General features: G+C 66.8%; 16 protein-coding genes, 1 other RNA gene and 1 pseudogene. 8 read left to right on the forward strand and 10 right to left on the reverse strand.

Annotated elements, in window-relative coordinates; translation table 11 throughout:
- Positions 1 to 55: 55 nt before the first annotated feature.
- Positions 56 to 418, forward strand: coding sequence for a ribonuclease domain-containing protein (locus LQF09_RS14645; RefSeq protein WP_002924683.1), 363 nt, complete (start codon positions 56 to 58; stop codon positions 416 to 418).
- Positions 415 to 801 carry a barstar family protein gene (locus LQF09_RS14650; RefSeq protein ID WP_270068302.1) on the forward strand — a complete coding sequence of 129 codons (387 nt, stop codon included), beginning with the start codon at positions 415 to 417 and terminating at the stop codon, positions 799 to 801. Before LQF09_RS14645 ends, LQF09_RS14650 begins: the two co-directional genes overlap by 4 nt.
- Here LQF09_RS14650 and LQF09_RS19650 read toward each other — a convergent pair.
- Positions 740 to 1,093 carry a cysteine-rich CWC family protein gene (locus LQF09_RS19650; RefSeq protein ID WP_333482870.1) on the reverse strand — a complete coding sequence of 118 codons (354 nt, stop codon included), beginning with the start codon at positions 1,091 to 1,093 and terminating at the stop codon, positions 740 to 742. The two genes, LQF09_RS14650 and LQF09_RS19650, sit on opposite strands and share 62 nt — an antisense overlap.
- A 20-nt stretch (positions 1,094 to 1,113) precedes the next feature.
- Here LQF09_RS19650 and LQF09_RS14660 point away from each other — a divergent pair, with 20 nt between their 5' ends.
- Positions 1,114 to 1,551, forward strand: a complete 438-nt coding sequence (locus tag LQF09_RS14660; protein ID WP_002924685.1) for an Hsp20/alpha crystallin family protein — start codon at positions 1,114 to 1,116, stop codon at positions 1,549 to 1,551.
- Between the two features lie 72 nt (positions 1,552 to 1,623).
- Here the strand turns inward: LQF09_RS14660 and argB are convergent, their stop codons facing one another.
- Positions 1,624 to 2,526: an acetylglutamate kinase gene (argB, locus tag LQF09_RS14665; protein WP_002924686.1), complete on the reverse strand. Its 903-nt coding sequence runs from the start codon at positions 2,524 to 2,526 to the stop codon at positions 1,624 to 1,626.
- Positions 2,527 to 2,738: 212 nt separating this feature from the next.
- Between argB and LQF09_RS14670 the strand changes: the two genes are divergently transcribed.
- Positions 2,739 to 3,641 carry a ZIP family metal transporter gene (locus LQF09_RS14670; protein WP_270068303.1) on the forward strand — a complete coding sequence of 301 codons (903 nt, stop codon included), beginning with the start codon at positions 2,739 to 2,741 and terminating at the stop codon, positions 3,639 to 3,641.
- Positions 3,642 to 3,702: 61 nt separating this feature from the next.
- Here the strand turns inward: LQF09_RS14670 and ffs are convergent.
- Together ffs and LQF09_RS14680 are read right to left on the reverse strand one after the other, a co-directional pair.
- Positions 3,703 to 3,801: signal recognition particle sRNA small type (gene ffs / locus LQF09_RS14675), an RNA gene on the reverse strand.
- A 207-nt stretch (positions 3,802 to 4,008) separates the two neighbouring features.
- The gene (locus LQF09_RS14680) at positions 4,009 to 5,700 is read right to left on the reverse strand and encodes an AMP-binding protein (RefSeq protein WP_270068304.1); all 1,692 of its coding nucleotides are present in this window, start codon (positions 5,698 to 5,700) and stop codon (positions 4,009 to 4,011) included.
- Positions 5,701 to 5,980: 280 nt separating this feature from the next.
- On the opposite strand from LQF09_RS14680, the gene LQF09_RS14685 reads away from it, so the two are divergent.
- The 4 genes from LQF09_RS14685 to cls all read left to right on the forward strand — a co-directional run bounded on the left by LQF09_RS14685 (position 5,981) and on the right by cls (position 12,715).
- Positions 5,981 to 6,823 (forward strand): nitroreductase family protein, encoded by an 843-nt coding sequence (locus LQF09_RS14685; RefSeq protein WP_270068305.1) that lies wholly within the window; start codon positions 5,981 to 5,983, stop codon positions 6,821 to 6,823.
- Positions 6,824 to 6,852: 29 nt separating this feature from the next.
- On the forward strand, positions 6,853 to 8,268 hold the full coding sequence (locus LQF09_RS14690) for a hypothetical protein (protein ID WP_002924706.1): 1,416 nt from the start codon (positions 6,853 to 6,855) through the stop codon (positions 8,266 to 8,268).
- Between the two features lie 123 nt (positions 8,269 to 8,391).
- Positions 8,392 to 11,100 (forward strand): cation-translocating P-type ATPase, encoded by a 2,709-nt coding sequence (locus tag LQF09_RS14695; RefSeq protein ID WP_270068306.1) that lies wholly within the window; start codon positions 8,392 to 8,394, stop codon positions 11,098 to 11,100.
- Between the two features lie 181 nt (positions 11,101 to 11,281).
- Positions 11,282 to 12,715 carry a cardiolipin synthase gene (cls, locus tag LQF09_RS14700; RefSeq protein WP_002924711.1) on the forward strand — a complete coding sequence of 478 codons (1,434 nt, stop codon included), beginning with the start codon at positions 11,282 to 11,284 and terminating at the stop codon, positions 12,713 to 12,715.
- Here the strand turns inward: cls and LQF09_RS14705 are convergent.
- The 6 genes and pseudogenes from LQF09_RS14705 to ntrB all read right to left on the reverse strand — a co-directional run bounded on the left by LQF09_RS14705 (position 12,696) and on the right by ntrB (position 21,725).
- Positions 12,696 to 15,407 (reverse strand): nitrate reductase, encoded by a 2,712-nt coding sequence (locus LQF09_RS14705; RefSeq protein WP_270068307.1) that lies wholly within the window; start codon positions 15,405 to 15,407, stop codon positions 12,696 to 12,698. The genes cls and LQF09_RS14705 overlap by 20 nt on opposite strands.
- Positions 15,408 to 15,477: 70 nt before the next feature.
- On the reverse strand, positions 15,478 to 17,226 hold the full coding sequence (locus LQF09_RS14710) for a bifunctional protein-serine/threonine kinase/phosphatase (protein ID WP_270068308.1): 1,749 nt from the start codon (positions 17,224 to 17,226) through the stop codon (positions 15,478 to 15,480).
- Between the two features lie 36 nt (positions 17,227 to 17,262).
- Positions 17,263 to 18,477 carry a nitrate/nitrite transporter gene (locus tag LQF09_RS14715; protein ID WP_270068309.1) on the reverse strand — a complete coding sequence of 405 codons (1,215 nt, stop codon included), beginning with the start codon at positions 18,475 to 18,477 and terminating at the stop codon, positions 17,263 to 17,265.
- A 276-nt stretch (positions 18,478 to 18,753) separates the two neighbouring features.
- Positions 18,754 to 19,983, reverse strand: a pseudogene (locus LQF09_RS14720) (NAD(P)/FAD-dependent oxidoreductase); the annotation flags it as partial.
- Positions 19,984 to 19,996: 13 nt separating this feature from the next.
- Positions 19,997 to 20,857, reverse strand: coding sequence for an ABC transporter ATP-binding protein (locus tag LQF09_RS14725; RefSeq protein WP_270068310.1), 861 nt, complete (start codon positions 20,855 to 20,857; stop codon positions 19,997 to 19,999).
- A gap of 7 nt (positions 20,858 to 20,864) precedes the next feature.
- Positions 20,865 to 21,725, reverse strand: coding sequence for a nitrate ABC transporter permease (gene ntrB / locus LQF09_RS14730; protein WP_002924725.1), 861 nt, complete (start codon positions 21,723 to 21,725; stop codon positions 20,865 to 20,867).
- Positions 21,726 to 21,740: the final 15 nt, after the last annotated feature.

A 21,740-nucleotide genomic window follows, 5' to 3' on the forward strand; every position in this document is an offset into this window, starting at 1 on the left:
CCACTTTTCTTTGCCCCTTTCCTTACCCCTTTTGCAGCCCCATCAGGTAACCCGGATGCTGATTCGTCGCTTGCTCCTGCTGCTTGGCCTGCTCGGCCTGCTCACCGCCTGTTCACCCGCCGACTCTCGCAGCACCCTGCCCTCGCACGCCGGACTGCCAGCGGAGGCAATCGAGACGCTTGCCCTGATTCAGCGCGGCGGCCCCTTCCCGTATCGCAAGGATGGCACCACCTTCCAGAATCGCGAGCGCCTGCTGCCCATCAAGCCACGCGGCTACTATCGCGAATACACAGTCCCCACGCCCGGCGCACGCGATCGCGGCGCGCGCCGCATCGTCACCGGCGGCGACCCACCCGAAGTGTTCTACTACACCGCCGACCACTACCGCAGTTTCCGCCAGATCGAAGCACTGCCATGACAGCCGACGCCCCAAGCTTCAACGCCGCCGATGCGGCCCTCGAATGCCGCATCGACCTCAACGACTGCAGGGACAAGGCAACGCTGCTCGCACGCCTCGCCAGCGCGCTGCAGTTCCCGGACTGGTTCGGTCACAACTGGGATGCACTGGCAGATTGCCTGACCGACCTTTCATGGTTGCCGGCACCCGGCTATCGAATCGTCCTCACCCACGCCGAGGCACTGCGTGCGGCCGACCCCGAAACGCTGGCGACCGCGGTGGAGGTCCTCGACACCGCCGCCGCGTGGTGGGCCGAAGAAGGCATCACCTTCGAAGTGGTGTTCAGCGATCTTGCACCGGAGTCTGCGCCGCCCCACCCTGCAGCGCCCGCTTCTGATCGATGAGCTCAGCAAGGCAACGCGGGCAGTAGCACCCCAAGGCCGGATCAACAGAGCCCACGGAAGGCACCGCGAATGCCGACGGAAAGGCTGCGCACCAGCATGCCGCCTCGCCCGCCTGCATGCCGCAGGTGAACGTCGCAGCGCAGCGCGGACAGCGGTTGGTCGAAAGTGCAGGCTTTGAATTCATGCTCGAAGCGCCTTTGAATAGCGGCTTGCAACTGGGGGACTCGCCGGTCTTGAAATGCGATCGCGAGCACCTATATTCGTGTTGAGGCCGGGATCGACCGGCAAACATCGAACACAGGAGATCGCGCCATGAGCAACAACCTCACCCGCCGTCCCGACCCGCTGGAGGACTTCTTCCGTGGCTTCTTCGTTCGCCCGGTCGACTTCGGCGGCAGCAACGTCGCCAACGTGAGTGCCGACGCCCCGCAGATGCGGGTCGACGTCCGGGAGAACACCGACGCCTACGAGGTCCATGCCGAACTGCCGGGAATGAAGAAGGAAGACATCCACGTTCATATCGACGGCCCTGTGGTGTCGATCAGTGCCGAGCGCAAGCAGGAGAAGGAAGTCAAGGACGGCGAGAAGGTGCTGCGCACCGAACGCTACTTCGGCAAGGTCTCGCGCAGCTTCCAGCTTGGCCAGGAGATCGACGAAGCCAAGGCTTCGGCCCGGTTCAACGATGGTGTGCTCGAACTCAAGCTGCCGAAGAAGGCCGAGGCTCAGGCCAAGCGGCTGACCATCGACTGAGCGTCACGGCGTCTCGAGTAAGGTAACGGCGGCCAAGGCCGCCGTTTTTCTTGCTGACCTGGAAGCGAGCGCTTACTTGCTCTTGATCATCGTGCCGACGCCGTGGTCGGTCAGGATCTCGAGCAACAGGCAATGCTCCACGCGGCCGTCGATGATGTGCACCGACTTCACGCCGTTGCGCGCCGCATCCAGCGCCGAACCGATCTTTGGCAACATGCCGCCCGACAGCGTGCCGTCGGCCACCAGATCGTCGATCTGGCGCGGCGTCAGCCCGGTGAGCAGGTTGCCCGCCTTGTCGAGCACGCCGGGAGTGTTGGTGAGCAGCACCAGTTTCTCCGCCTTGAGGATCTCGGCCAGCTTGCCCGCGACCACGTCAGCGTTGATGTTGTAGGTCTCGCCCTCCTCACCGACACCGATCGGCGCGATGACGGGGATGAAGTCGCCCTGGTCCAGGAAGGCGATGAGGCTGGGATCGATGCCAGTGATCTCACCCACCTGGCCAACATCGATCAGATCTCCCTCGGGCGCGTCCTTCTTCTGCATCAGCAGCTTCTTGGCACGGATGAAGCCGGCGTCCTTGCCAGTCAGGCCCACAGCCTTGCCACCGTGCTTGTTGATCAGGTTCACGATCTCCTTGTTGACCTGACCGCCCAACACCATCTCCACCACTTCCATGGTCTCGGCATCGGTCACGCGCATGCCCTGGATGAACTCGCCCTTCTTGCCGACACGGGCAAGCAGGTTCTCGATCTGCGGGCCGCCCCCGTGCACCACCACCGGGTTCAGGCCGACCAGCTTGAGCAACACGACGTCGCGCGCGAAGCAGTCCTTGAGGTGAGGGTCGGTCATCGCATTGCCACCGTACTTGATGACGATGGTCTTGTCGAAGAAGCGCTTGATGTAGGGCAGGGCCTCGGCCAGGATCTCGGCCTTGCGGGCGGGGGTTACGTCTTGCTGGAGGGCGGTCTGGGTCATCGGGAAACTCCTTGAGCGAACAGCCGGATTCTAGTGGCCCGCCGTGCGAACCGAAAGCAGCACGTAACCGCAGTGCACAAATCGAGTCGCCACCCCCCTCCGCATACCCTGAAGCAATCGACAGATTGAAATCATTTAATTGGAGCTATCGACACAGCAATTCCATACTGATTCTGTGTGGGGCGTTCACCGCCTCGTGAAGGAGCCCGATCATGGTCGACAAAGTTGCCCGCCTGCATTTCCAGCCAGCCAGCCCGGCCGGCGCGTTGCGCGCGCTCAGTGGCTGGCTCATCGCCCTCACCGGCCTTGCCCTGATCGTCGCGCAGTTCGTGCGCAGCATCGAAGGCTTCGAACTCCCGGTGTCCGGTGCCGTCTCCGGTGGCGCGATGGCCGCAGCCGCCACTGCGCTCGGCGCCGCACCGCTGCTGGTGGTGCGGCGCATCGGCGCGAGCGTGCAGGGCATGCTGCTTGGCTTCGGGGCGGGTGTGATGCTTGCGGCCAGCATCTTCTCGTTGCTGCTGCCTGCCTTCGAGGCTGCCCAGGCGCAAACCGGGTCGGCGCTCAGCGCCATCACCCTGGTCGCGTTCGGCGTGCTGCTCGGCGCTGGCGGGCTGCTGGCGATGGACCGCGCCCTGCCCCACACCCATGCCCCCGAAGGCCGCCGCAGCGCCGGCGCGGTGTGGCTGTTCGTGTTCGCGATCGCGGTGCACAACATCCCCGAGGGCTTGGCCATCGGCGTGGCCGCAGGCCTCAATGGCAGTGGAGTCGGTTCGGGCGACGCAGTGGCCGCAGGGATCTCGTTGCAGAACGTCCCCGAAGGTCTGATCGTGGCAATCGCCCTGGTCTCGGCCGGCTACAGCCGCTGGCTGGCTTTCGGCGTCGCCGCGATGTCCGGGCTGATCGAGCCGATTGCTGCCATCGCCGGCTCGATGATGGTGTCGCTGTCGGCGATGATCCTGCCTTGGGGGCTGGCAGGCGCAGCAGGTGCGATGCTGTTCGTGGTCAGCCACGAGATCATCCCGGAGTCGCACCGCCGTGGCCACGAGACACTCGCCACGGCCGGGCTGATGGTGGGCTTCGTGCTGATGATGGTGATGGACACGCTGCTCGGCTGAGCACGGGCACGAAAAAAACGAAGGGCGCCGCAATGGGCGCCCTTCGTCGTTCAGAAATGAGGGTGGCGAGCCTGACCCCCGGCACTTGCAGGAAACGGCTGTGGCTGCTGCCTTCCGGCCCTGACCAGGTTCACCGCGCTGCAATGCGGGGAGACCCGCCACGGCCGGCATTGTAGCAGCACAACGCCGCGCCGGGCGACCGCCAATGTACGGCAGCGAGATTCTCCCCGGCTGAACAGCTCGCGGCTCGCGCCGCTCCTACAGCACCTCGCCTCGCGCTTACCCCGGTGGGAGCGGCGCGAGCCGCGAGGGTCTGAAGGCGGCACGCGCCGCGGGGGGCGCTAGGGGAAGCTCGCCACAGGCGTTGTCAGCCCTTGAGCTCGGGGAAGTCCTCTTCGAAGAACTCGAGCTCGCCGCGAGCCGCCTCGCCACGCGCCTCTTCGGCCTTGCGCAACTCCACCCGGCGGATCTTGCCCGAGATGGTCTTGGGCAGGTCGGCGAAGGACAGGCGGCGGATGCGCTTGTACGGGGCCAGGCGTTCGCGGGTGAAGGCGAAGATGTCCTTGGCGAGCTCCTTGCTGGGCTCCTGGCCGGCGACCAGGATCACGAAGGCCTTGGGCACAGCCAGGCGCACCGGATCCGGGCTCGGCACCACTGCGGCTTCGGCCACCGCCGGGTGCTCGATGAGCACGCTCTCGAGTTCAAAGGGGCTGATGCGGTAATCAGAGGCCTTGAACACATCGTCTGCGCGACCGACGTAGGTGATGTAGCCTTCCTCGTCGATGCTGGCAACGTCGCCGGTGCGGTAGTGGCCGTCTCGCATGACCTCGGCGGTCTTGGCCGGATCACCCGAGTAGCCGACCATCAGGCCGACCGGACGATGCTCGCCCATCACCAGCGAGACCTCGCCCTCGACCGAAGGCTTGCTGTCGGCGTCGAGCAGGGCAATCCTGTAGCCGGGCAGCGGGCGGCCCATGGAGCCAGGCTTGAGCGGCTGGTCGGGCGTGTTGCCGATCTGCGCGGTGGTCTCGGTCTGGCCGAAGCCGTCGCGGATGGTGATGCCCCAGGCCTTCTTCACCTGCTCGATCACTTCGGGGTTGAGCGGCTCGCCGGCGCCGATGAGTTCGCGCAGCTTGGTCTTCACCGCGGCCAGATCCTGCTGGATCAGCATGCGCCATACGGTCGGGGGCGCACACATGGTGGTGACTTCGTACTTCACCAGCACGTCGAGCAGGGCCTTGGCGTTGAAGCGGTTGTAGTTGTACAGGAACACGCAGGCACCGGCGTTCCAGGGCGCGAAGAAGCAGCTCCAGGCGTGCTTGGCCCAGCCCGGCGAGGAGATGTTCATGTGACGGTCGTTGGGCTTCAGGCCGATCCAGTACATCGTCGACAGGTGGCCGACCGGGTAGGACTGGTGGGTATGCAGCACCAGCTTGGGCTTGGAGGTGGTACCCGAGGTGAAGTAAAGCAGCAGCGGGTCGTCGACGCGGGTCACGCCGTCCGGGGTGAACTGGTCGGATTCGGCCGCGGCCTCTTCGAAGGCCTTCCAGCCAGCGGGCGCGCCGCCCACTGCGATGCGGCCAAAGGCGCCAGGGAGATTCTCGAACTTGTCGGTGTGCGCCTTGCCGATCACCACATGCTTGACCTGGCCGCGCTCGACGCGGTCCACCAGGTCATCCGGGGTCAGCAGCGTGGTCGCCGGGATCACCACTGCCCCGAGCTTGATCGCGGCAAGCATGGTCTCCCACAGCGGCACTTCGTTGCCGAGCATGATGAGGATGCGCTCGCCGCGCTTGACGCCCTGCTTGCGCAGCCAGTTGGCGACGCGGTTCGAGCGCGCCGACATCTCGGCAAAGGACAGCTTCGACTCGCTGCCGTCCTCCTCGATGATCCACAGTGCCGGGCTGTCGTTACCCTTGGCCATGGTGTCGAAGTAGTCCAGCGCCCAGTTGAACTCCTTGAGTTGCGGCCACTTGAAGCCGGCATAGGCGGTGGCGTAGTCGCTGCGATGCTGCAGCAGGAAGTCGCGTGCAGCCAGGAACTCGGTAACAGCGCTCATGTGCTCTCCTCTCCAGGACGTCATTGAAATCGATATTGCGTGACCGGGGCGGCGTCACCCCCTGCGCCAGGGGCATCCACTGTCGTCACGCCGGCCTCCAGGGCCGGAATTTTACGTTGACGTTAACGTAATGCAACGACCGAGATCAAATCGCGCCCGGATTTCTGCCCTACACCGCAAGCGGCCGTATCCACGGCACGCGCACGAGCGCCGAGTAATCTTCGGCTGCCGCGGCAGAGTCGCTATACTCGCATGGTTTGCCCACTCGAGCGGAGCGCCCATGTCCGTCACACCTGGCCCCCATCGCGCACCTCATCCAGGCCTGGAGGCGCGCTATGGCAGCACAGCATGCCCTGCCGCCGACGCGCTGAACCCATTCATCGAGCAGCTCCTGTCGCATCGGTCGGTGCGCGCCTATCTGCCCGACCCGGTCAGCGAGGCGGAACTTGCCGCCATCATCGCCGCGGCGCAATCGGCCGCGAGTTCGTCCAACCTCAACCTGTGGTCGGTGGTGGCGGTGCGTGACGCCGACACCCGCGCGCAGCTGGCGCACTGTGCCGGCGACCAGGTTCATGTCCGCGAGGCCCCACTGCAACTGGTGTGGCTGGCGGACCTCGCCCGCCTGAGACACGTTGCCGCCCAGCTCGGACGCCCCTCGGCAGGACTCGACTACACCGAGCTATTCCTGACCGCGGTGATCGACGCCGCGCTGGCCGCGCAAAACGCGGCGGCTGCTGCCGAGTCGCTCGGTCTGGGCACCGTCTATATCGGCGGCATGCGCAACCAGCCCGAGCAGGTTGCAACGCTGCTCGGACTACCGAGCGAAGTGTTCGCAGTGTTCGGCATGTGCGTCGGCAGGCCCGACCCCACCAAGCCTGCAGCGGTCAAGCCCCGCCCCGCGCAGTCGGTGGTGCTGCATCACGAACGCTATCGCCAGGACCCGCTGGACGCCGGGATCGAAGCCTACAACCAGGCGATGGCGCGGTTCTACGAAGCACAACAGATGACAGTGCATGGCACCTGGGACGTCCATTCCGCCAAGCGCATCGCGGGACCAGAGAGCCTCTCCGGGCGCGACCGCCTGGTCGAGGCCCTGCACGCACTCGGCTTCAAGCTCAAGTAATCCCCCGCCCGCATTCGCCGGAGAACGCCATGCGCAGCCGCAACACTTCCCTGACCACCGACCAGAAGGCCCTCGCAGTCAACCTCGACAAGTACAAGTACGGCTCGATCGTCGAGATCGGCGCCGGCCAGGAGGTGGCGCGCCGCTTCTTCCAGGTCGGCGCAGCTGCGGGCACCATCGCCAAGACCATGTCGGCCTACGACATGGCGGTGAGCGACGACATCTACGGCCATGTCGACCGCTACGTGAGCCGCGCTCGCCTGCTGCAGATGCTGGACAAGGAGTTCACCCAGGTCGTCGCCCGCCTCGCCCACGTGCGCGCCAAGAACACCACCTTCTTCGCTTATGCGGCCACCGTCACCGCGCGCAGCTTCAAGCAGAAGAACGAATGTCACGGCTGGGTCGGCATCCGCCTTCAGCTGCACCCGGGCGCCGAGCCGAGCGACGTGATCATGCACGTGCGCATGCTCGACAACGACAACGCGCTGCAGTCGGAAGCGCTCGGCATTCTTGGCGTCAATCTCATCCACGGCGCCTTCTTCCACCACCAGAATCCGGAGTGGATCGTCGAGGGTCTGGCCGACGGGCTCGGCTCCGAGCGCATCGAGGTCGACCTCATCCACTTCTCCGGCCCCTACTTCGAGGAAGTCGAGAACCGCCTGATGAACCTGCACCTGATCCGCAGCTGGCTCACGCGGGCGGTGGTGTTCAACCCTCAGGGCGAGGTGGTGGTGCCGGGCGAGCTCTTCTACCGCAAGCCCGTGATGGTGATGCGCGGCAGCTTCAAACCGGTGACCTACGTCAACGTGGACATGATGAGCGCCGGCCTGCGCCAGTTCAGCCAGCTCGCCGCGGTGGACGAGAACGAGATCCTGTCGCTGGCCGAAGTGACGATGAACTCGCTGATCAGCGGCGATAACGTTGACGGTGCCGACTTCCTCGCCCGCATCGACCTGCTCGCCTCGCAGGGCTACACGGTGATGATCTCCGACTACGTGCGCTTCTTCCGCCTGCGCGCCTACCTGCGACGCTACACGCAGAAGCCGATCGGCATCGTGCTGTCCGTGCGCGACTTCCAGTTCCTGTTCGACGAAAAGTACTACGAAGGTCTCGAGGGCGGCATCCTGGAGGCCTTCGGCAAGCTCTTCCCTGACAACACCCACGTGTACGTTTACCCCTCGCGTCCGCGCGGCACCGACGCCGCCGCCACCGTCACCCTCGACAACGTGCAGGTACCGGAGAACCTGCGCCACCTGCTGGCCTACCTGAAGGCGAACGACAAGCTGGTGGCCGTGCAGCCGCGTGACGACAGCCATCTCCACATCGATATCGCCGAGGTACTCGCCGGCCTGCGCCGCGGTCGCGGCGAGTGGGAAGCCGATGTGCCCGAGGGCGTTGCAAAACGCATCATCGAATCGCGACTGCTGGGCTACGACACCGAATAGCCCGGCGGCCGCGCACACGCCAACCGCGCTGCGCGCTTGCGGAACTTTCGCGACAACGGCATGCTCTTTATTGCGCCGCAACATCAACACCGCCCCCCAACGGGCTAACTCGCGAGCAAGCGCATGAGCCTCAATCCCCCCGTCCAACTGCAGATCGACCGCCCCCACGCCCTCGAAGCCGATGCCGTCCTCGACCAGCTCGGCGCCAGAGGCAAGGGCCTGAGCAACGCGGAGGCGGCCCGCCGCCTCGCCGAGGTCGGTCCCAACCGCCTGCCCCAGCCACCCAAGGACGGGCTGCTCAAGCGCTTCTTCAAGCACTTCCACGACATCCTCATCTACATCCTGATCGCCGCAGCCGGCATCACCGCGCTGCTCGGGCACTGGATCGACACCGGCGTCATCCTCGGCGTGGTGGTCATCAACGCCATCATCGGCTTCATCCAGGAAGGCAAGGCCGAGGAAGCCCTCGAAGGCATCCGCAAGATGCTGTCGGTGCATGCCCACGCGCGGCGTGACGACCAATGGTCCGAGGTCGAGGCCGACGGCCTGGTGCCGGGCGACATCGTGCGCCTGCGCTCGGGCGACCGCGTACCCGCCGACCTGCGCCTGATCGAGGCCACCAATCTGCGTATCGAGGAGTCCGCCCTCACCGGCGAGTCCGTGCCAGCAGACAAGAATACCGCGCCGGTGGCCGCCGATGCCGGCGTCGGCGACCGTTTCGGCATGGCTTACTCAGGCACCCTGGTGGCCGCCGGACGCGGTATCGGCGTGGTCACCGCCACCGGCCCCAACACCGAACTCGGCCGCATCAATCGCATGATTGCCGAAGTGCAGACCCTGCAGACGCCACTCACCCGGCAGATGGCGCAGTTCAGCAAGGTCCTGTCCGTGGTCATCGTCGCCCTTGCGTTGCTGATGCTGGTGATCGGGGTCAGCCTGCACGACTTCCCGCTGGCCGAGGTCTTCCTGGCCGCGATCGGCTTCGCGGTGGCGGCCATTCCCGAGGGCCTGCCCGCCATCCTCACCATCACGCTCGCCCTCGGCGTGCAGCGCATGGCACAGCGCAACGCCATCACGCGCAAACTCACCGCGGTCGAGACCCTGGGCTCGGTCACCGTGATCTGCTCGGACAAGACCGGCACGCTGACCAAGAACGAGATGACCGCCCGCCACGTCGTCACCCGCGGCGGCTTCTACGACGTCAGCGGCACCGGCTACCGCCCCGAGGGCGAGATCACCCTCGAGGGCCGCGCCGCCAGTATCGACAGCCACGGTCACCTGCACGCCGTGATCGAGGTCGTCGCAGTGGCCAACGACACCCACGTCGCCGAGGAAGACGGCCAGTGGCGGGTTACCGGCGAACCGACCGAAGGCGCGCTGCGCACGCTTTCGCACAAGGCCGGTTTCGACGCCGACACCCACGAGCGCCACGCCAGCATCCCCTTCGAGTCGGCCAACAAGTTCATGGCCACGCTCAACACCACCCCCGCTGGCCAGCGCCGAATCCTGCTCAAGGGCGCACCCGACCGCCTGCTCGAGCGCTGCCACCACGAACTGGGCGCCAGCGGAGAGCTCGAACCGCTCGACCGCAGCTTCTGGGAGGCACAGATCGATGCGCTCAGCGCCGAAGGCCTGCGCGTGCTGGCCGCTGCCGCGCGCGACGTTCCCGACAGCAAGCTCGCGCTGGAGATCGAGGACCTGGAGGAGGACATGGTCTTCCTCGGCCTCATCGGTATCATCGACCCGCCGCGCCCGGAGGCGATCACCGCCATCAAGTCCTGCCACGAGGCCGGCATCCGCGTAAAGATGATCACCGGCGACCATGCCGGCACCGCACGCGCGATCGGCATCGAAATGGGCCTGGGCACGGCCGACAGCCTCAAGGTGATCACCGGCGCCGAGATCGAGGCTGCCAGCGACGAAGCGCTCAAGGCCATCGCCCATGACTGCGACATCTTTGCCCGCACCAGCCCGGAGCACAAGCTGCGCTTGGTCAAGGCCCTGCAGGCGCGCGGCGAGGTGGTGGCGATGACCGGCGACGGCGTCAACGACGCGCCCGCACTCAAGCGCGCCGACGTCGGCGTGGCGATGGGCATCAAGGGCACCGAGGCCACCAAGGAGGCCGCCGAGATCGTGCTCGCCGACGACAATTTTTCCACCATCGAGCGCGCGGTCGAGGAAGGCCGCACGATCTACGACAACCTGCGCAAGGCCATCCTCTTCATCCTGCCCACCAACGGCGCCCAGGGCCTGGTCATGCTCGCCGCGGTGGTGCTTGGCCTCACGCTGCCGCTCACTCCGGTGCAGATCCTGTGGGTGAACATGGTGGTGGCGGTCACCCTGGCGCTCGCGCTCGCCTTCGAGCCGGCCGAGCCCGGCGTCATGCAGCGCCCGCCGCGCAAGCCGGGAGCGCCGATCATGGGCCGGGTGATGCTGTGGCGGGTGGCGATCGTGTCGATTCTGATCGGCGGCGCCACCATCGCCATGTTCGAGGTCGAGCTGATGCTCGACATGGACCTCGGCGTGGCGCGCACGATGGCGGTCAACACCCTGGTCATCGCGCAGGCCTTCTACCTCTTCAACAGCCGTTTCCTGGTCGCCTCCAGCCTGCGCGCCGAGTTGCTGTTCACCAACCGCGCCGCGCTCCTCGCGGTGGGCGTGCTGGTGCTGCTGCAACTGGGCTTCGTGTACCTGCCGTTCATGAACACCTGGTTCGGCACTGCGCCGCTCGAACTGCGCCACTGGCTGGTACCGCTCGGCATCGGTCTAGTGGTGTTCCTGCTCATCGAGGCGGAGAAGGCCTGGGTCAGGCGGCTCAACGCCCAGGGTTAAGCCGCCGCCGGGGGGTACCGGGCCATCGAGTTTGTGACAAGAGTCCAGGCCAATTCGTGAACCTCAGGTGCAGTGTCATCCCTCGTTCCTGAGGGAGGGGAGGAGGTCGGGTCCGGCGACCTTTGCATGCCGGCCCACGCGCTAGTAGAGTCCAAGCGCGCCCACCCTTGCAGAGCACATCATGCCGATCACCCGCAAGCGCGCCGTGTTTGCGGCGGTCTTCGTCGCCCACACGCTCGGCGTCTTGTCCTCCATCGACGCCCTGATGTCCACCCGCACCGCACCCGGCGCTGTGGCCTGGATCGTGTCGCTGAGCACCTTCCCTTACGTCACCGTGCCGGCCTACTGGGTTTTCGGGCGGAACCGTTTCAACGGCTACGTGATCGGCCGTCGCGAGGACGACAGCCTGCTCTACCGTGAGCTCGCGCAGAAGATGTCACACGTGGGACAGTACGCAATCGCGCCGCCCGACGCCCAGCAGCAACTGCAGGTCATGGAGCGCCTGGCCAAGCTGCCACTGCTCGGCGGCAACGAAGCCGAGTTGCTGATCGACGGTGAGGCCGCGTTCGCCAGCATGTTCGCCGGCATCGATGCAGCCGAGCGTTATCTGCTGGTGCAGTTCTACATCGTGCGCGACGACGCCCTCGGCCGCGAACTCAAGCGCCGCCTCGAAGCCCGAGCGCGTGCGGGAGTGAAGGTGCATTTCCTGTATGACGAGATCGGCAGCTACCGGCTGCCGCGGCGCTATGTGCAGGAGTTGCGGGCCGCGGGTGTCGAGGTGCGCCCCTTCCACTCCACCCAGGGCTCAGGCAATCGCTTTCAGCTCAACTTCCGCAACCACCGCAAGATCATCGTCGCCGACGGCCGCGTGGGCTGGGTAGGCGGCTTCAACGTCGGTGACGAGTACTTGGGTCGCGACCGCCGCATCGGTCCCTGGCGCGACACCCACATGAAGCTCATCGGCCCGGCCGTGTTCAGCCTGCAGCTGTCCTTCCTCGAAGACTGGCACTGGGCGAGCGGCGAAATTCTGGACTTCGACTGGCAACCGGCCACGGCGGCAAACGGTGGCATGCCGGTCCTGATGCTGCCGAGCGGCCCCGCCGACCGCTTTGAGACCGCCAGCCTGATGGTGCAGCATGCGCTCGCATCGGCGCGCCACCGCGCCTGGATCGCCAGCCCCTACTTCGTACCTGACGAATCGGTGCTCAACGCGCTCAAGCTCGCCGCGCTGCGCGGGGTGGACGTTCGCATCCTCATCCCTGAGCGTCCGGATAACATCCTCACCTGGCTCGCGGCCTACGCTTTCGTCGGGCCGCTGCTCGAGGCCGGCGTGCACATCCATCGCTACCAGGCGGGCTTCCTGCATGGCAAGACCATGCTCATCGACGACGGCGCCGCGGCAGTGGGCACGGTCAACCTCGACAACCGCTCCTTCCGCCTCAACTTCGAGATCACCGCCTGGGTGCTGGACGAGGGCTTCGGCCGCGACGTGGCGGCCATGTTCGAGGCGGACTTCGCGCGCTCGCGCGAGATGACGCTGGCCGAGGTGCTCGACCAGCCGTGGTGGTTCCGCGCCGCCTCGCGCGCTGCCCATCTCACCGCACCGGTGCTGTGAGCATGCGCCGGATCTCGGGCACACAGGACCCACAAGACGTGCCGCAGCCCAACTTCGCCTGCAAGGCATCGAGATCGGCGCCGGCGCCGATGGCGGCGGCGATCTCGTTCTCGGACACGTTCAGGCAGTTGCACACGATCCGACCCCGTCCGGCTGCCGCCGTGGGCGGCACCGACAGCGGCGCCAGCAGCCAGCGCCGCAGCTCGGCGGTGGACTGCGCCTCCACCATCAGTTCGCGCAGCCAGGCGCCCGCCACCGTGTCTCCAGCCAGGCGCACGCCGACCAGGCATTCGTTGTCGATCCGCGCGCGCTTGCTGATGCCCCGCCGCCGATCCTCGAAGCTCAGCACGCAGTCGTCGTCCAACCCGAGCAGGGCATCGAGCTCGGCCAGCCAGGCCGGCGGGATCGGCTGGTCATGCGCGACCCGCATCACGACTGCAGCGGTATCGCGACCGGCAAGCGCGAGCGAGGCATAGGCGAAACGTTCGAGCCACGGCACCAGGGACTCGGCTTGCTCGATGGCTGCGCATTCGTCACGCTCGACACGCATCAGCAGCATCTGCCAGGGCAGCTCGGCGCGCTCGATGGCAATCGCGCTGTGCTTGAGCTCGGGTTGTCTGGAGAATGGGTCCACGTCGCCACCAACCAGTACGTTGATCCCGCCCGAGTCGAGTACGTTGCGCCCCCAGTGCATGGCCACGAAGGCCTGGCCGCGCCCGACCTCCTCCGACGCATGCGCACGCAGCACCAGCTCGCCGCGCCGGCTCGACACCCGCAGCAGCTCGCCACTGCGCACGCCATACGTCTGCAGGTCGGCGGGGTTGAGATCGATGCGGGCCTCGTCCACATGGCTGTACAGGCGTGCGACCTTGCCGGTGCGGCTCATGCCGTGCCACTGATCGCGCAGGCGGCCGGTGGTGAGGTGCAACGGATAGCGGGCATCGACCTGCTCCGCCGTGCTCGCCTGCACAGGCACCACGAAACGTGCGCGGCCGCTCGGGGTCGGGAAATGCCCGTCGGCATACAGACGCCCCCTGCCCGCCTCCCCTGCCGCGCGCATCGCGGCCGTGAGCGGCCATTGCTGCGGCCCCGCGCTGTCGAGCAGGGCATAGTCGAGGCCGGTGATGTCGAGATCACGTCCGGCGGTGCTCGCCACGTGCTCGGCAAAGATCGCCTCGACGCCGTCATAGGCGAACATGCGCCCAGCCTGCGGCTTGCCGATCAACGGTCCGAGCGCACGTGCGAAGTCGCACACGATGTGCCAGTCGGGCCGCGCCTCGGCGGGCGGCGGCAAGGCCCGCTTCACATGCGTGATGCGGCGCTCGGAATTGGTCACCGTGCCCTCCTTCTCGCCCCAGGTCGCCGCCGGCAGCATGAGATCGGCAAAGGCTGCGGTCTCGGTACTGCGAAACGCCTCCTGCAGCACGACGAAGTCGCAGCGCTGCAAGGCCTCTCGCACCCGCTCGAGTTCGGGCATCGACTGCGCCGGATTGGTGCACGCGATCCACAGCGCCTTGATGCGGCCTTCGCGCACGGCCTGGAACAGCTCCACCGCGGTCAGCCCCGGCGTGGCGGGCACGCTATCGACGCCCCACAGACGGGCGATTTCTTCGCGATGGGCCGGGTTGGCCAGGTCGCGATGGGCGGACAGCAGGTTGGCCAGCCCGCCCACTTCGCGCCCGCCCATCGCGTTGGGCTGGCCGGTGAGCGAGAACGGTCCGCAGCCCGGCTTGCCGATCTTGCCGGTAGCGAGCGACAGCGCGATCAGCGCCGCGCCGTTGTGGGTACCGTGGGTGGACTGGTTGAGGCCCTGGCACCACAGCGACAGCGCCGCCGGCGACTGCCCCCACCAGCGCGCAGCGGTGACGATGTCGGCCTCGGCGACGCCGCACACGCCGGCCGCCACAGCCGGCGTGATCGTGTCCACATGCGTGCGCAGCGCATCGAAGCCCTCGGTATGGGCGGCGATGAAAGCGGCGTCGACCAGGCCCTCGCGCAGCAGCACATGCAGCATCGCGTTGTACAGCCAGATGTCGGTGCCAGGCAGGATGGCCAGGTGCAGGTCGGCACTGGCGGCGGTGTCGGTGCGGCGCGGATCGACCACGATCAGCTTCATGTGCGGGCGCGCCTTCCTCGCATCCTCGATGCGACGGAAGGCGACCGGATGGGCATAGGCAGGATTGGCACCGGCGATCAGGATGCAGTCGGCGTGGTCGAAGTCCTCGTAGGCGCAAGGCGGCGCATCCGCACCCAGGGTCTGCTTGTAGGCAGCGACCGCACTCGACATGCACAGCCGCGAGTTGGTATCGACGTTGTTGCTGCCGATCAGGCCCTTCATCGCCTTGTTGAAGACATAGTAGTCCTCGGTCAGCAACTGGCCGGAGATGTAGAAGGCCACTGCGTCCGGGCCATGGGTGTTGATGACCTCGGCGAAACGGTTCGCCGCGGTGGCGATGGCCTCATCCCAGCCCACGCGCTGGCGTGGCTCGCCACGCGTACGCCGCAGCTCCGGGTGCAGCAGCCGTGTCTGCGGCCGTGCAGTGAGGTGCAGGGTCGAACCCTTGGTGCACAGGCGGCCGAAGTTGGCCGGATGCGCGGGGTCCCCGCGCACGCCGGTGATGCGTTCGCCGTCGTGCTCGATCAACACACCGCAGCCGACGCCACAATAGGGACAGGCCGCGCGGGTCTGCATCGGAGATGGGGATGGCGACGGGGCTGTGGTCTTCGCTGGCAGATCGGAAGTCATGATGGAGCCTTTGGTTCTAGTGGCGGCTGAGCAGGTACAGCAGCACGACGTTGAGTGCGAGCGATAGCGCGGCGACGATCTTCAGCGCCAGGCGCGGGTTGCGCTCGAGCAAGGGCACGCGGCGGCGGGTGGCAAGCGGACGGCTCGCACCGCGTTCGAGTGCGAGCAGGAACTCCTCGGCGGTCTCGAAGCGATCATGCGCCTCGCGCGCGCAGGCCTTCAGCAAGACGCTCTCGAGCCACTCGGGTGTATCGGGCCGGTAACGTGTCGGCGGTACCGGGGCGGCAAAGCGCGGGTGCTGGAAAGGCTCCACCTCGCCGTAGGGGTACTTTCGCGTCAGCAGCTCGTAAAGCGTGACACCGCAGGCGTAGAGATCGGAAGACTCGCTTGCCTGAGCGCCGGCAAACAGTTCGGGCGCCATGTAGGACGGAGTGCCCGGGTTGTTGATCTCGGCGAGGTCCTCGGCGTCGGTCGCGGCCACACCGAGGTCGAGCAGGCGCAACTCGCCACTGCGGTCGATATGGACATTGTCGGGCTTGATATCGCGGTGCACGATGCCGAGCCGGTGCAGCACCGCCACCCTGCGCAGCAAGGCACGGCCGATGCCGACCAGTTCATGCGCCTCATAGCGGTGCCCACGGGCAAGGCTGGCCTTCAGCGTTTCGCCCTCATGCCAGCTCATCAGGTAGTACAGGTGCGCACGCGCATGGTCGCACACGCGCGGAAAGCCCTTGCCCGGGACACGGCGGGCCAGCCACTCCTCGCGCACCAGCGCGCTCACCGCCTCGTCGTCGTCCGCCTCCGGGCGCAGCGTCTTCAGTACCAGGGCCTCACCGCTGCTCAAGCGCGTGACCCGGTAGAGCAGCGTCACGCGCGATTCGTGCAGCACCTCTTCCACACGCAGGCCGTCGATCGCCTGCCCTGGCTTGAGCCGCGGCGGCAAGGGCAGGCGGTGACTGTCGGCGAGGCGGTCGCGCAGGTTGTCGGCAGGCAGCGCGTCGACATTGGCCACCAGCGCAGTGGCGTTGTCGGTGGCACCGCGGCGCAGCGCACCCTGGGCAAGCGCATCGGCAGCCCGTTGGGCATCCGGCTGCGCCTGCAGTACGGCGGCGATGCCGGCATCGCCGAGCGTGGTCCATACGCCATCTGTCGCCAGCACGAAGCGGTCGCCGGCAGCCAGCTCGCCATCGTCGTGGTCGACCAGCAGGCGTGCCTCCAGACCGATCGCACGGCGCAGCACGTTGTCGAACTCGGGGTGCGCCCAGGTGTGGTCCTCGGTCAGGCGCAGCAGTTCGCCCGCCCGCCAGCGGTAGGCGCGCGAATCGCCCACGTGGGCGACGTGATAGCGCCGACCGCGCAGCACCACGGCCGTCAGCGTGGTCGCCATGCCGGCATACTCGCGCGCCTTCGCCGACTGGCCGAGCAGCCAGCGATTGACCGCAGCGAGCACGGTATCGACCGACTTGTCGACGCTCCAGGTCTGCGGCGTCGAAAAGTAGTCGGCGAGCAGGCTGCGCACCGTCTGCTCGGCGGCCTCGCGGCCGTGGGCATGACCGCCCACACCGTCGGCCACGGCCAGCAGCATGCCCTTGGCCTCGAGCTCCTCGCCTTCGGGCGTGGCAGCACCGACGAAATCCTCGTTGCGCGGGCGCGGCCCCTGCGCGCTGGCGTGGCCCAGGCTGACCCGCAGGGCGGACGCAGCACGTGCCGGCGGCGACACGCTGCCCGCCACGGCGGGTTGTGTGATTGCATTGAGCGTGCGCACGATGCCTCCGTTACGGATCTGGCGGACGGGCCGGGCTCAGATCTTTGCCGAGGTCAGGTGCGCTGCACCCCAGGTGGTGCGCCAGCGCGTCTTCACTGCGGTCAGGCCGATCAGTGCGAACACGGCAAGCGCGGCGAACACCAGGAAACCGATCTGGTAGCTGCCGGTGACCTGCTTCGAGTAGCCGAGGGATGACGCCAGGTAGAAACCGCCGACACCGCCCGCCATTCCGACCAGGCCGGTCATGACGCCGATCTCGCGTCGGAAGCGCTGCGGCACGAGCTGGAACACCGCACCGTTGCCCATGCCCAGCGCCAGCATCGCACACACGAACACCACCAGCGCCATCCATGCCTCGGGCAGGCCGATGCTGACGATGGCAAGGAAGATCGCCGCAAACACGTACATCACGCTGAGCGACTTGACTCCGCCGATGCGGTCCGCCACGTTGCCGCCAATCGGTCGAACCAGCGAACCGGCAAACACGCAACCCGCGGTGAAGAAGCCCGCCATCTTCGGGTCCAGCCCGTACTGGGTATTGAAGTAGATCACCAGCGAGGACGCGAGGCCGACGAAACCACCGAAAGTGACGGCATAGAAGAACATGAACCACCACGCGTCCTTGTCCTTGAGCACCTTCAGGTACTCGGCGAAGGTCTTGGGCGGCGGCGCGTCCGGCGCGTCCTTGGCCATGAAGCAGAAGGCGACGAGCACGATCACCAGCGGGATCAGCGCAATGCCGAAGACGTTGTGCCAGCCGAAGGCCATCGCCAGGCCGGGGGCGAACAGCGCAGCAAAGGCGGTGCCGGAGTTGCCCGCCCCGGCGATGCCCATCGCCGTGCCCTGGTGCTCCGGCGGATACCAGCGCGAAGCCAGCGGCAGCGCGGCGGCAAACGATGCACCGGCGACGCCGAGGAACACGCCCAGCACCAGCACCTCGGCAAAGGAATGAACGCCTGCAACCCAGGCATAGGCAAGCGCGGCGATGACGATGATCTGGCCGATGATCGCCGCCTTCTTCGGCGACAGGCGATCAACCGCCACGCCCATGACGATGCGCAGCAGCGCCCCGGCCAGCACCGGCGTCGCCACCATCAGGCCCTTCTCGGAATGGGACAAGCCAAGGTCAGCCGAGATGCCCACCGCCAGCGGGCCAAGCAACACCCACACCATGAAGGCGAGGTCGAAGTACAGGAATGCGGCAATGAGGGTCGGCGTATGGCCGGCCTGCAGGAAGGACTTCTTATCCATTTCGGGCTCCAGAGTTCTTGATCACGCGCCGCTTTGGCGCAATAAACCCCAGCGCATGACTCCGTTGCCCGAAGGCCCGCCCTCGATGGCGGGCCAGACGCTGTTTCAAAAACACAAAGCAAGCATCGTGCCAAACATAAAACAGATGCTTTTCAATAGCTTGACGGTTTCATTGACCACGGCTTGCGCACGACTTCGGGGCATCGCCAAGCGTCATCGCGCACAACAACGGTGCATTCGCCGCGGTCCGGGCTACGCCATAGCAGCGGCAACAGGACGTCCGAACAGCAGATGATCGCGGAACGCACTGACGTCCTCACCATCCTTCATGAGCTGGAAGTGCCAGGCGCCATCCGCCGTATCGCCATACAGCACAGAACCGACAATACGGTCGTTGCGAAGCACGACTCGCTTGTAGACACCCCCCTGGCGATCGCGCAGCACGATCTCCTCGGTCCCTTCGCCGCCGCTGAAGTCGCCCGCGGAGAACACATCGATACCGGTCACCTTGAGTTTGGTGGAGGTCACCGAGCCGGTGTAACGGCCAACCCCCACATTGGCGAGATGGCTGGCACACACCCGAGCCTGCTCGAACAGCGGTGCAACCAGGCCATAGGCCACGCCACGATGGGCGACACACTCGCCCACCGCGTAGATGCGCGGGTCGGTGACGGTCTGCAAGGTGTCCGACACGTGGATACCGCGCACCGGACCGCTGCCGCAGTACAGGCCGGCAGCTTCGGCGAGCGCGACATTGGGGCGGATACCGGCTGCGATCACGACCAGATCGGCAGGGATCTCCGCCCCGTCGGCAAGGCGTAGCGCGCCGACACGCCCCCCCTCGCCGCCATCCTGGGCGGCAGGCAACAGCGCCTCGGTCTGGCATGCGAGCAGGAACTTCATGCCGCGGGCCTCGAGCTCGGCCTGGAGCATGTCGGCAGCGGCCTTGTCGAGTTGGCGCTCCATGATCCAGTCGCCCTTGTGCACGACGGTCACCGCCATGCCGCGCCGCATCAGGCCGTTGGCGGCCTCAAGGCCAAGCACGCCGGCACCGATCACCACCGCATGGCGGTAGCGGCCGGCCGCCGCAATCATCGCCTCCGTATCGGCGATGTCGCGGTAGCCGAGCACCCCCGGCAGCGCGCTGCCCGGAATCGGCGGAATGAAGGGCGTCGAACCGGTGGCCAGCAGCAGGCGGTCGTAGCGCGCCTCGGTGCCGTCCTCGGCGACCACCTTGCGCCCGACGCGGTCGATCTTCACCACCCGCTTGCCCGCATGCAGCGTCACGCCCCGGTCGCGGTACCAGTCGAGGTCGTTGAGCATGATCTCGGGCAGGTCCATCTCACCTGCAAGCACCGGTGACAGCAGGATGCGGTTGTAATTGCCCTGCGGCTCGGCGCCAAACACCGTGACGTCATAGAGCTCGGGGGCGAGCTTGAGCAACTCCTCGAGCGTGCGCACCCCGGCCATGCCGTTTCCCACCAGGACGAGCTTGATCTTCTCCATGGCCTTGCTCCGCTCAGGCCCGCAGGGCCGCCGCCTCGCGGGTGCCCGCCGCCCCGCGCGCACGGGCGTTGGCGATGGACTCGACCTTGCGCTGCTTCTCGTAGAGGAAGCTCAGCACCTCGTGGCGGTAGTGGGTGTAGCGTGGATCGTCGGCAAGCGCCAGGCGGTCGCGCGGGCGCGGCAGGTCGATGTCGAGCACTTGGCCGATGGTGGCCGAGGGGCCGTTGGTCATCATCACGATACGGTCGGACAGCAGCACCGCCTCGTCCACATCGTGGGTGATCATCATCACCGTGTTCTGCAGCTCGGACTGAATGCGCATGACTTCGTCCTGGAGGTGGGCGCGGGTAAGGGCATCGAGCGCGCCGAAAGGTTCGTCCAGCAGCAGCACCTTGGGCTCCATCGCCAGCGCACGGGCAATGCCCACGCGCTGCTTCATGCCGCCGGAGATCTCCGCTGGCAGGCGGTCGAGCGCGTGGCTCATGCTCACCATGTCGAGGTTGTGCAGGATCCAGTCGCGCTGCTCGGCCGCACTGCGCTTGCCCTTGAAGATCTTCTGCACCGCGATCTCGACGTTCTGATACACCGTCAGCCAGGGCAGCAGCGAGTGGTTCTGGAACACCAGGGCGCGGTCCGGCCCCGGCGAGTTGACCTCGCGGCCATCGACGATGACGCCGCCCGAGGTGGCGCGCAGCAGGCCGGCGACGATGTTGAGCACGGTCGACTTGCCGCAGCCGGAATGGCCGATCAGCGAAATGTACTCGCCGCGCTGGACGTCGAGATTGACGTCCCGGAGGACCGGGTTGGTGACGCCGCCACGGCTGAAGTCCATGTCGACGCGGGAGATGCTGAGATAGGGCTGGCTCATGATCATATGCTCCTTAAGCGGGACTGGTGCCACGGGTGACGCGCTTGCCGACCCAGGCGACCATGCGGTCGAGCAGGAAGCCGACGATGCCGACATAGACGAGGGCGAGGATGATGTCGCTGACCAGCGACGAGTTCCACGCATCCCAGATGAAGAAGCCGATGCCCACGCCGCCGATCAGCATCTCGGCGGCGATGATCGCCAGCCAGGACAGGCCAACCCCGATGCGCAGCCCGGAAAAGATGTAGGGCGCGGCCGCCGGCAGCATGATCTTCCAGAAGTACTCGACGCCATTGAGGCGGATGACGCGGGCGACGTTGCGGTAGTCCTCGGGGATGTTCCTGATGCCCACCGAGGTGTTGATGATGATCGGCCAGATCGCGGTGATGAAGATCACGAAGATGGCCGACGGGTTGCTGTCCTGGAAACCGGCCAGCGAGATCGGCAGCCAGGCCAGCGGCGGCACCGTGCGCAGCACCTGGAACAGGGGATCGAGCCCGCGCAGCGCCCAGGTCGATTGCCCCACCAGCACGCCCAGGCTCACCCCGGCTACTACCGCGAGCAGGTAACCGTAGGCCACGCGCTCGAGGCTGGCGAGGATCTGCCAGGCCAGGCCGACGTCATTGCCGCCGTTGTCGAAGAAGGGCTGGGTGATGAGCTCCCAGGTCTCGCTGACCACCTGGCTGGGCGCGGGCAGCGCCGCGCCGGGGCGCGAGCACAGCAGCTCCCACACCGCGCACAGCAGGCCGATGACGACCAGCGGCGGCAGGACGTGGTTCATGAAGTGGCTGTAGGCCGCACCGGCGCGCACGCGCAGCATGGAGGGCGGCGCGCTGGCCGGCGCCGGGGCGGCGATGGAATGGGTGTTGTCCATGACGGGCTCCTGTGG

It is taken from the genome of Thauera sp. WB-2, assembly GCF_027594845.1.
In the GTDB taxonomy this organism is placed as follows: domain Bacteria; phylum Pseudomonadota; class Gammaproteobacteria; order Burkholderiales; family Rhodocyclaceae; genus Thauera; species Thauera mechernichensis.

What these genes read in the sequence shown, in the direction of transcription:
- LQF09_RS14645 (WP_002924683.1), top strand. Translation starts at nt 56, where the DNA reads ATGCTGATTCGTCGCTTGCTCCTGCTGCTTGGCCTGCTCGGCCTGCTC.
- LQF09_RS14650 (WP_270068302.1), top strand. Translation starts at nt 415, where the DNA reads ATGACAGCCGACGCCCCAAGCTTCAACGCCGCCGATGCGGCCCTCGAA.
- LQF09_RS19650 (WP_333482870.1), bottom strand. Translation starts at nt 1,093, where the DNA reads ATGTTTGCCGGTCGATCCCGGCCTCAACACGAATATAGGTGCTCGCGA.
- LQF09_RS14660 (WP_002924685.1), top strand. Translation starts at nt 1,114, where the DNA reads ATGAGCAACAACCTCACCCGCCGTCCCGACCCGCTGGAGGACTTCTTC.
- argB (WP_002924686.1), bottom strand. Translation starts at nt 2,526, where the DNA reads ATGACCCAGACCGCCCTCCAGCAAGACGTAACCCCCGCCCGCAAGGCC.
- LQF09_RS14670 (WP_270068303.1), top strand. Translation starts at nt 2,739, where the DNA reads ATGGTCGACAAAGTTGCCCGCCTGCATTTCCAGCCAGCCAGCCCGGCC.
- LQF09_RS14680 (WP_270068304.1), bottom strand. Translation starts at nt 5,700, where the DNA reads ATGAGCGCTGTTACCGAGTTCCTGGCTGCACGCGACTTCCTGCTGCAG.
- LQF09_RS14685 (WP_270068305.1), top strand. Translation starts at nt 5,981, where the DNA reads ATGTCCGTCACACCTGGCCCCCATCGCGCACCTCATCCAGGCCTGGAG.
- LQF09_RS14690 (WP_002924706.1), top strand. Translation starts at nt 6,853, where the DNA reads ATGCGCAGCCGCAACACTTCCCTGACCACCGACCAGAAGGCCCTCGCA.
- LQF09_RS14695 (WP_270068306.1), top strand. Translation starts at nt 8,392, where the DNA reads ATGAGCCTCAATCCCCCCGTCCAACTGCAGATCGACCGCCCCCACGCC.
- cls (WP_002924711.1), top strand. Translation starts at nt 11,282, where the DNA reads ATGCCGATCACCCGCAAGCGCGCCGTGTTTGCGGCGGTCTTCGTCGCC.
- LQF09_RS14705 (WP_270068307.1), bottom strand. Translation starts at nt 15,407, where the DNA reads ATGCAGACCCGCGCGGCCTGTCCCTATTGTGGCGTCGGCTGCGGTGTG.
- LQF09_RS14715 (WP_270068309.1), bottom strand. Translation starts at nt 18,477, where the DNA reads ATGGATAAGAAGTCCTTCCTGCAGGCCGGCCATACGCCGACCCTCATT.
- LQF09_RS14725 (WP_270068310.1), bottom strand. Translation starts at nt 20,857, where the DNA reads ATGATCATGAGCCAGCCCTATCTCAGCATCTCCCGCGTCGACATGGAC.
- ntrB (WP_002924725.1), bottom strand. Translation starts at nt 21,725, where the DNA reads ATGGACAACACCCATTCCATCGCCGCCCCGGCGCCGGCCAGCGCGCCG.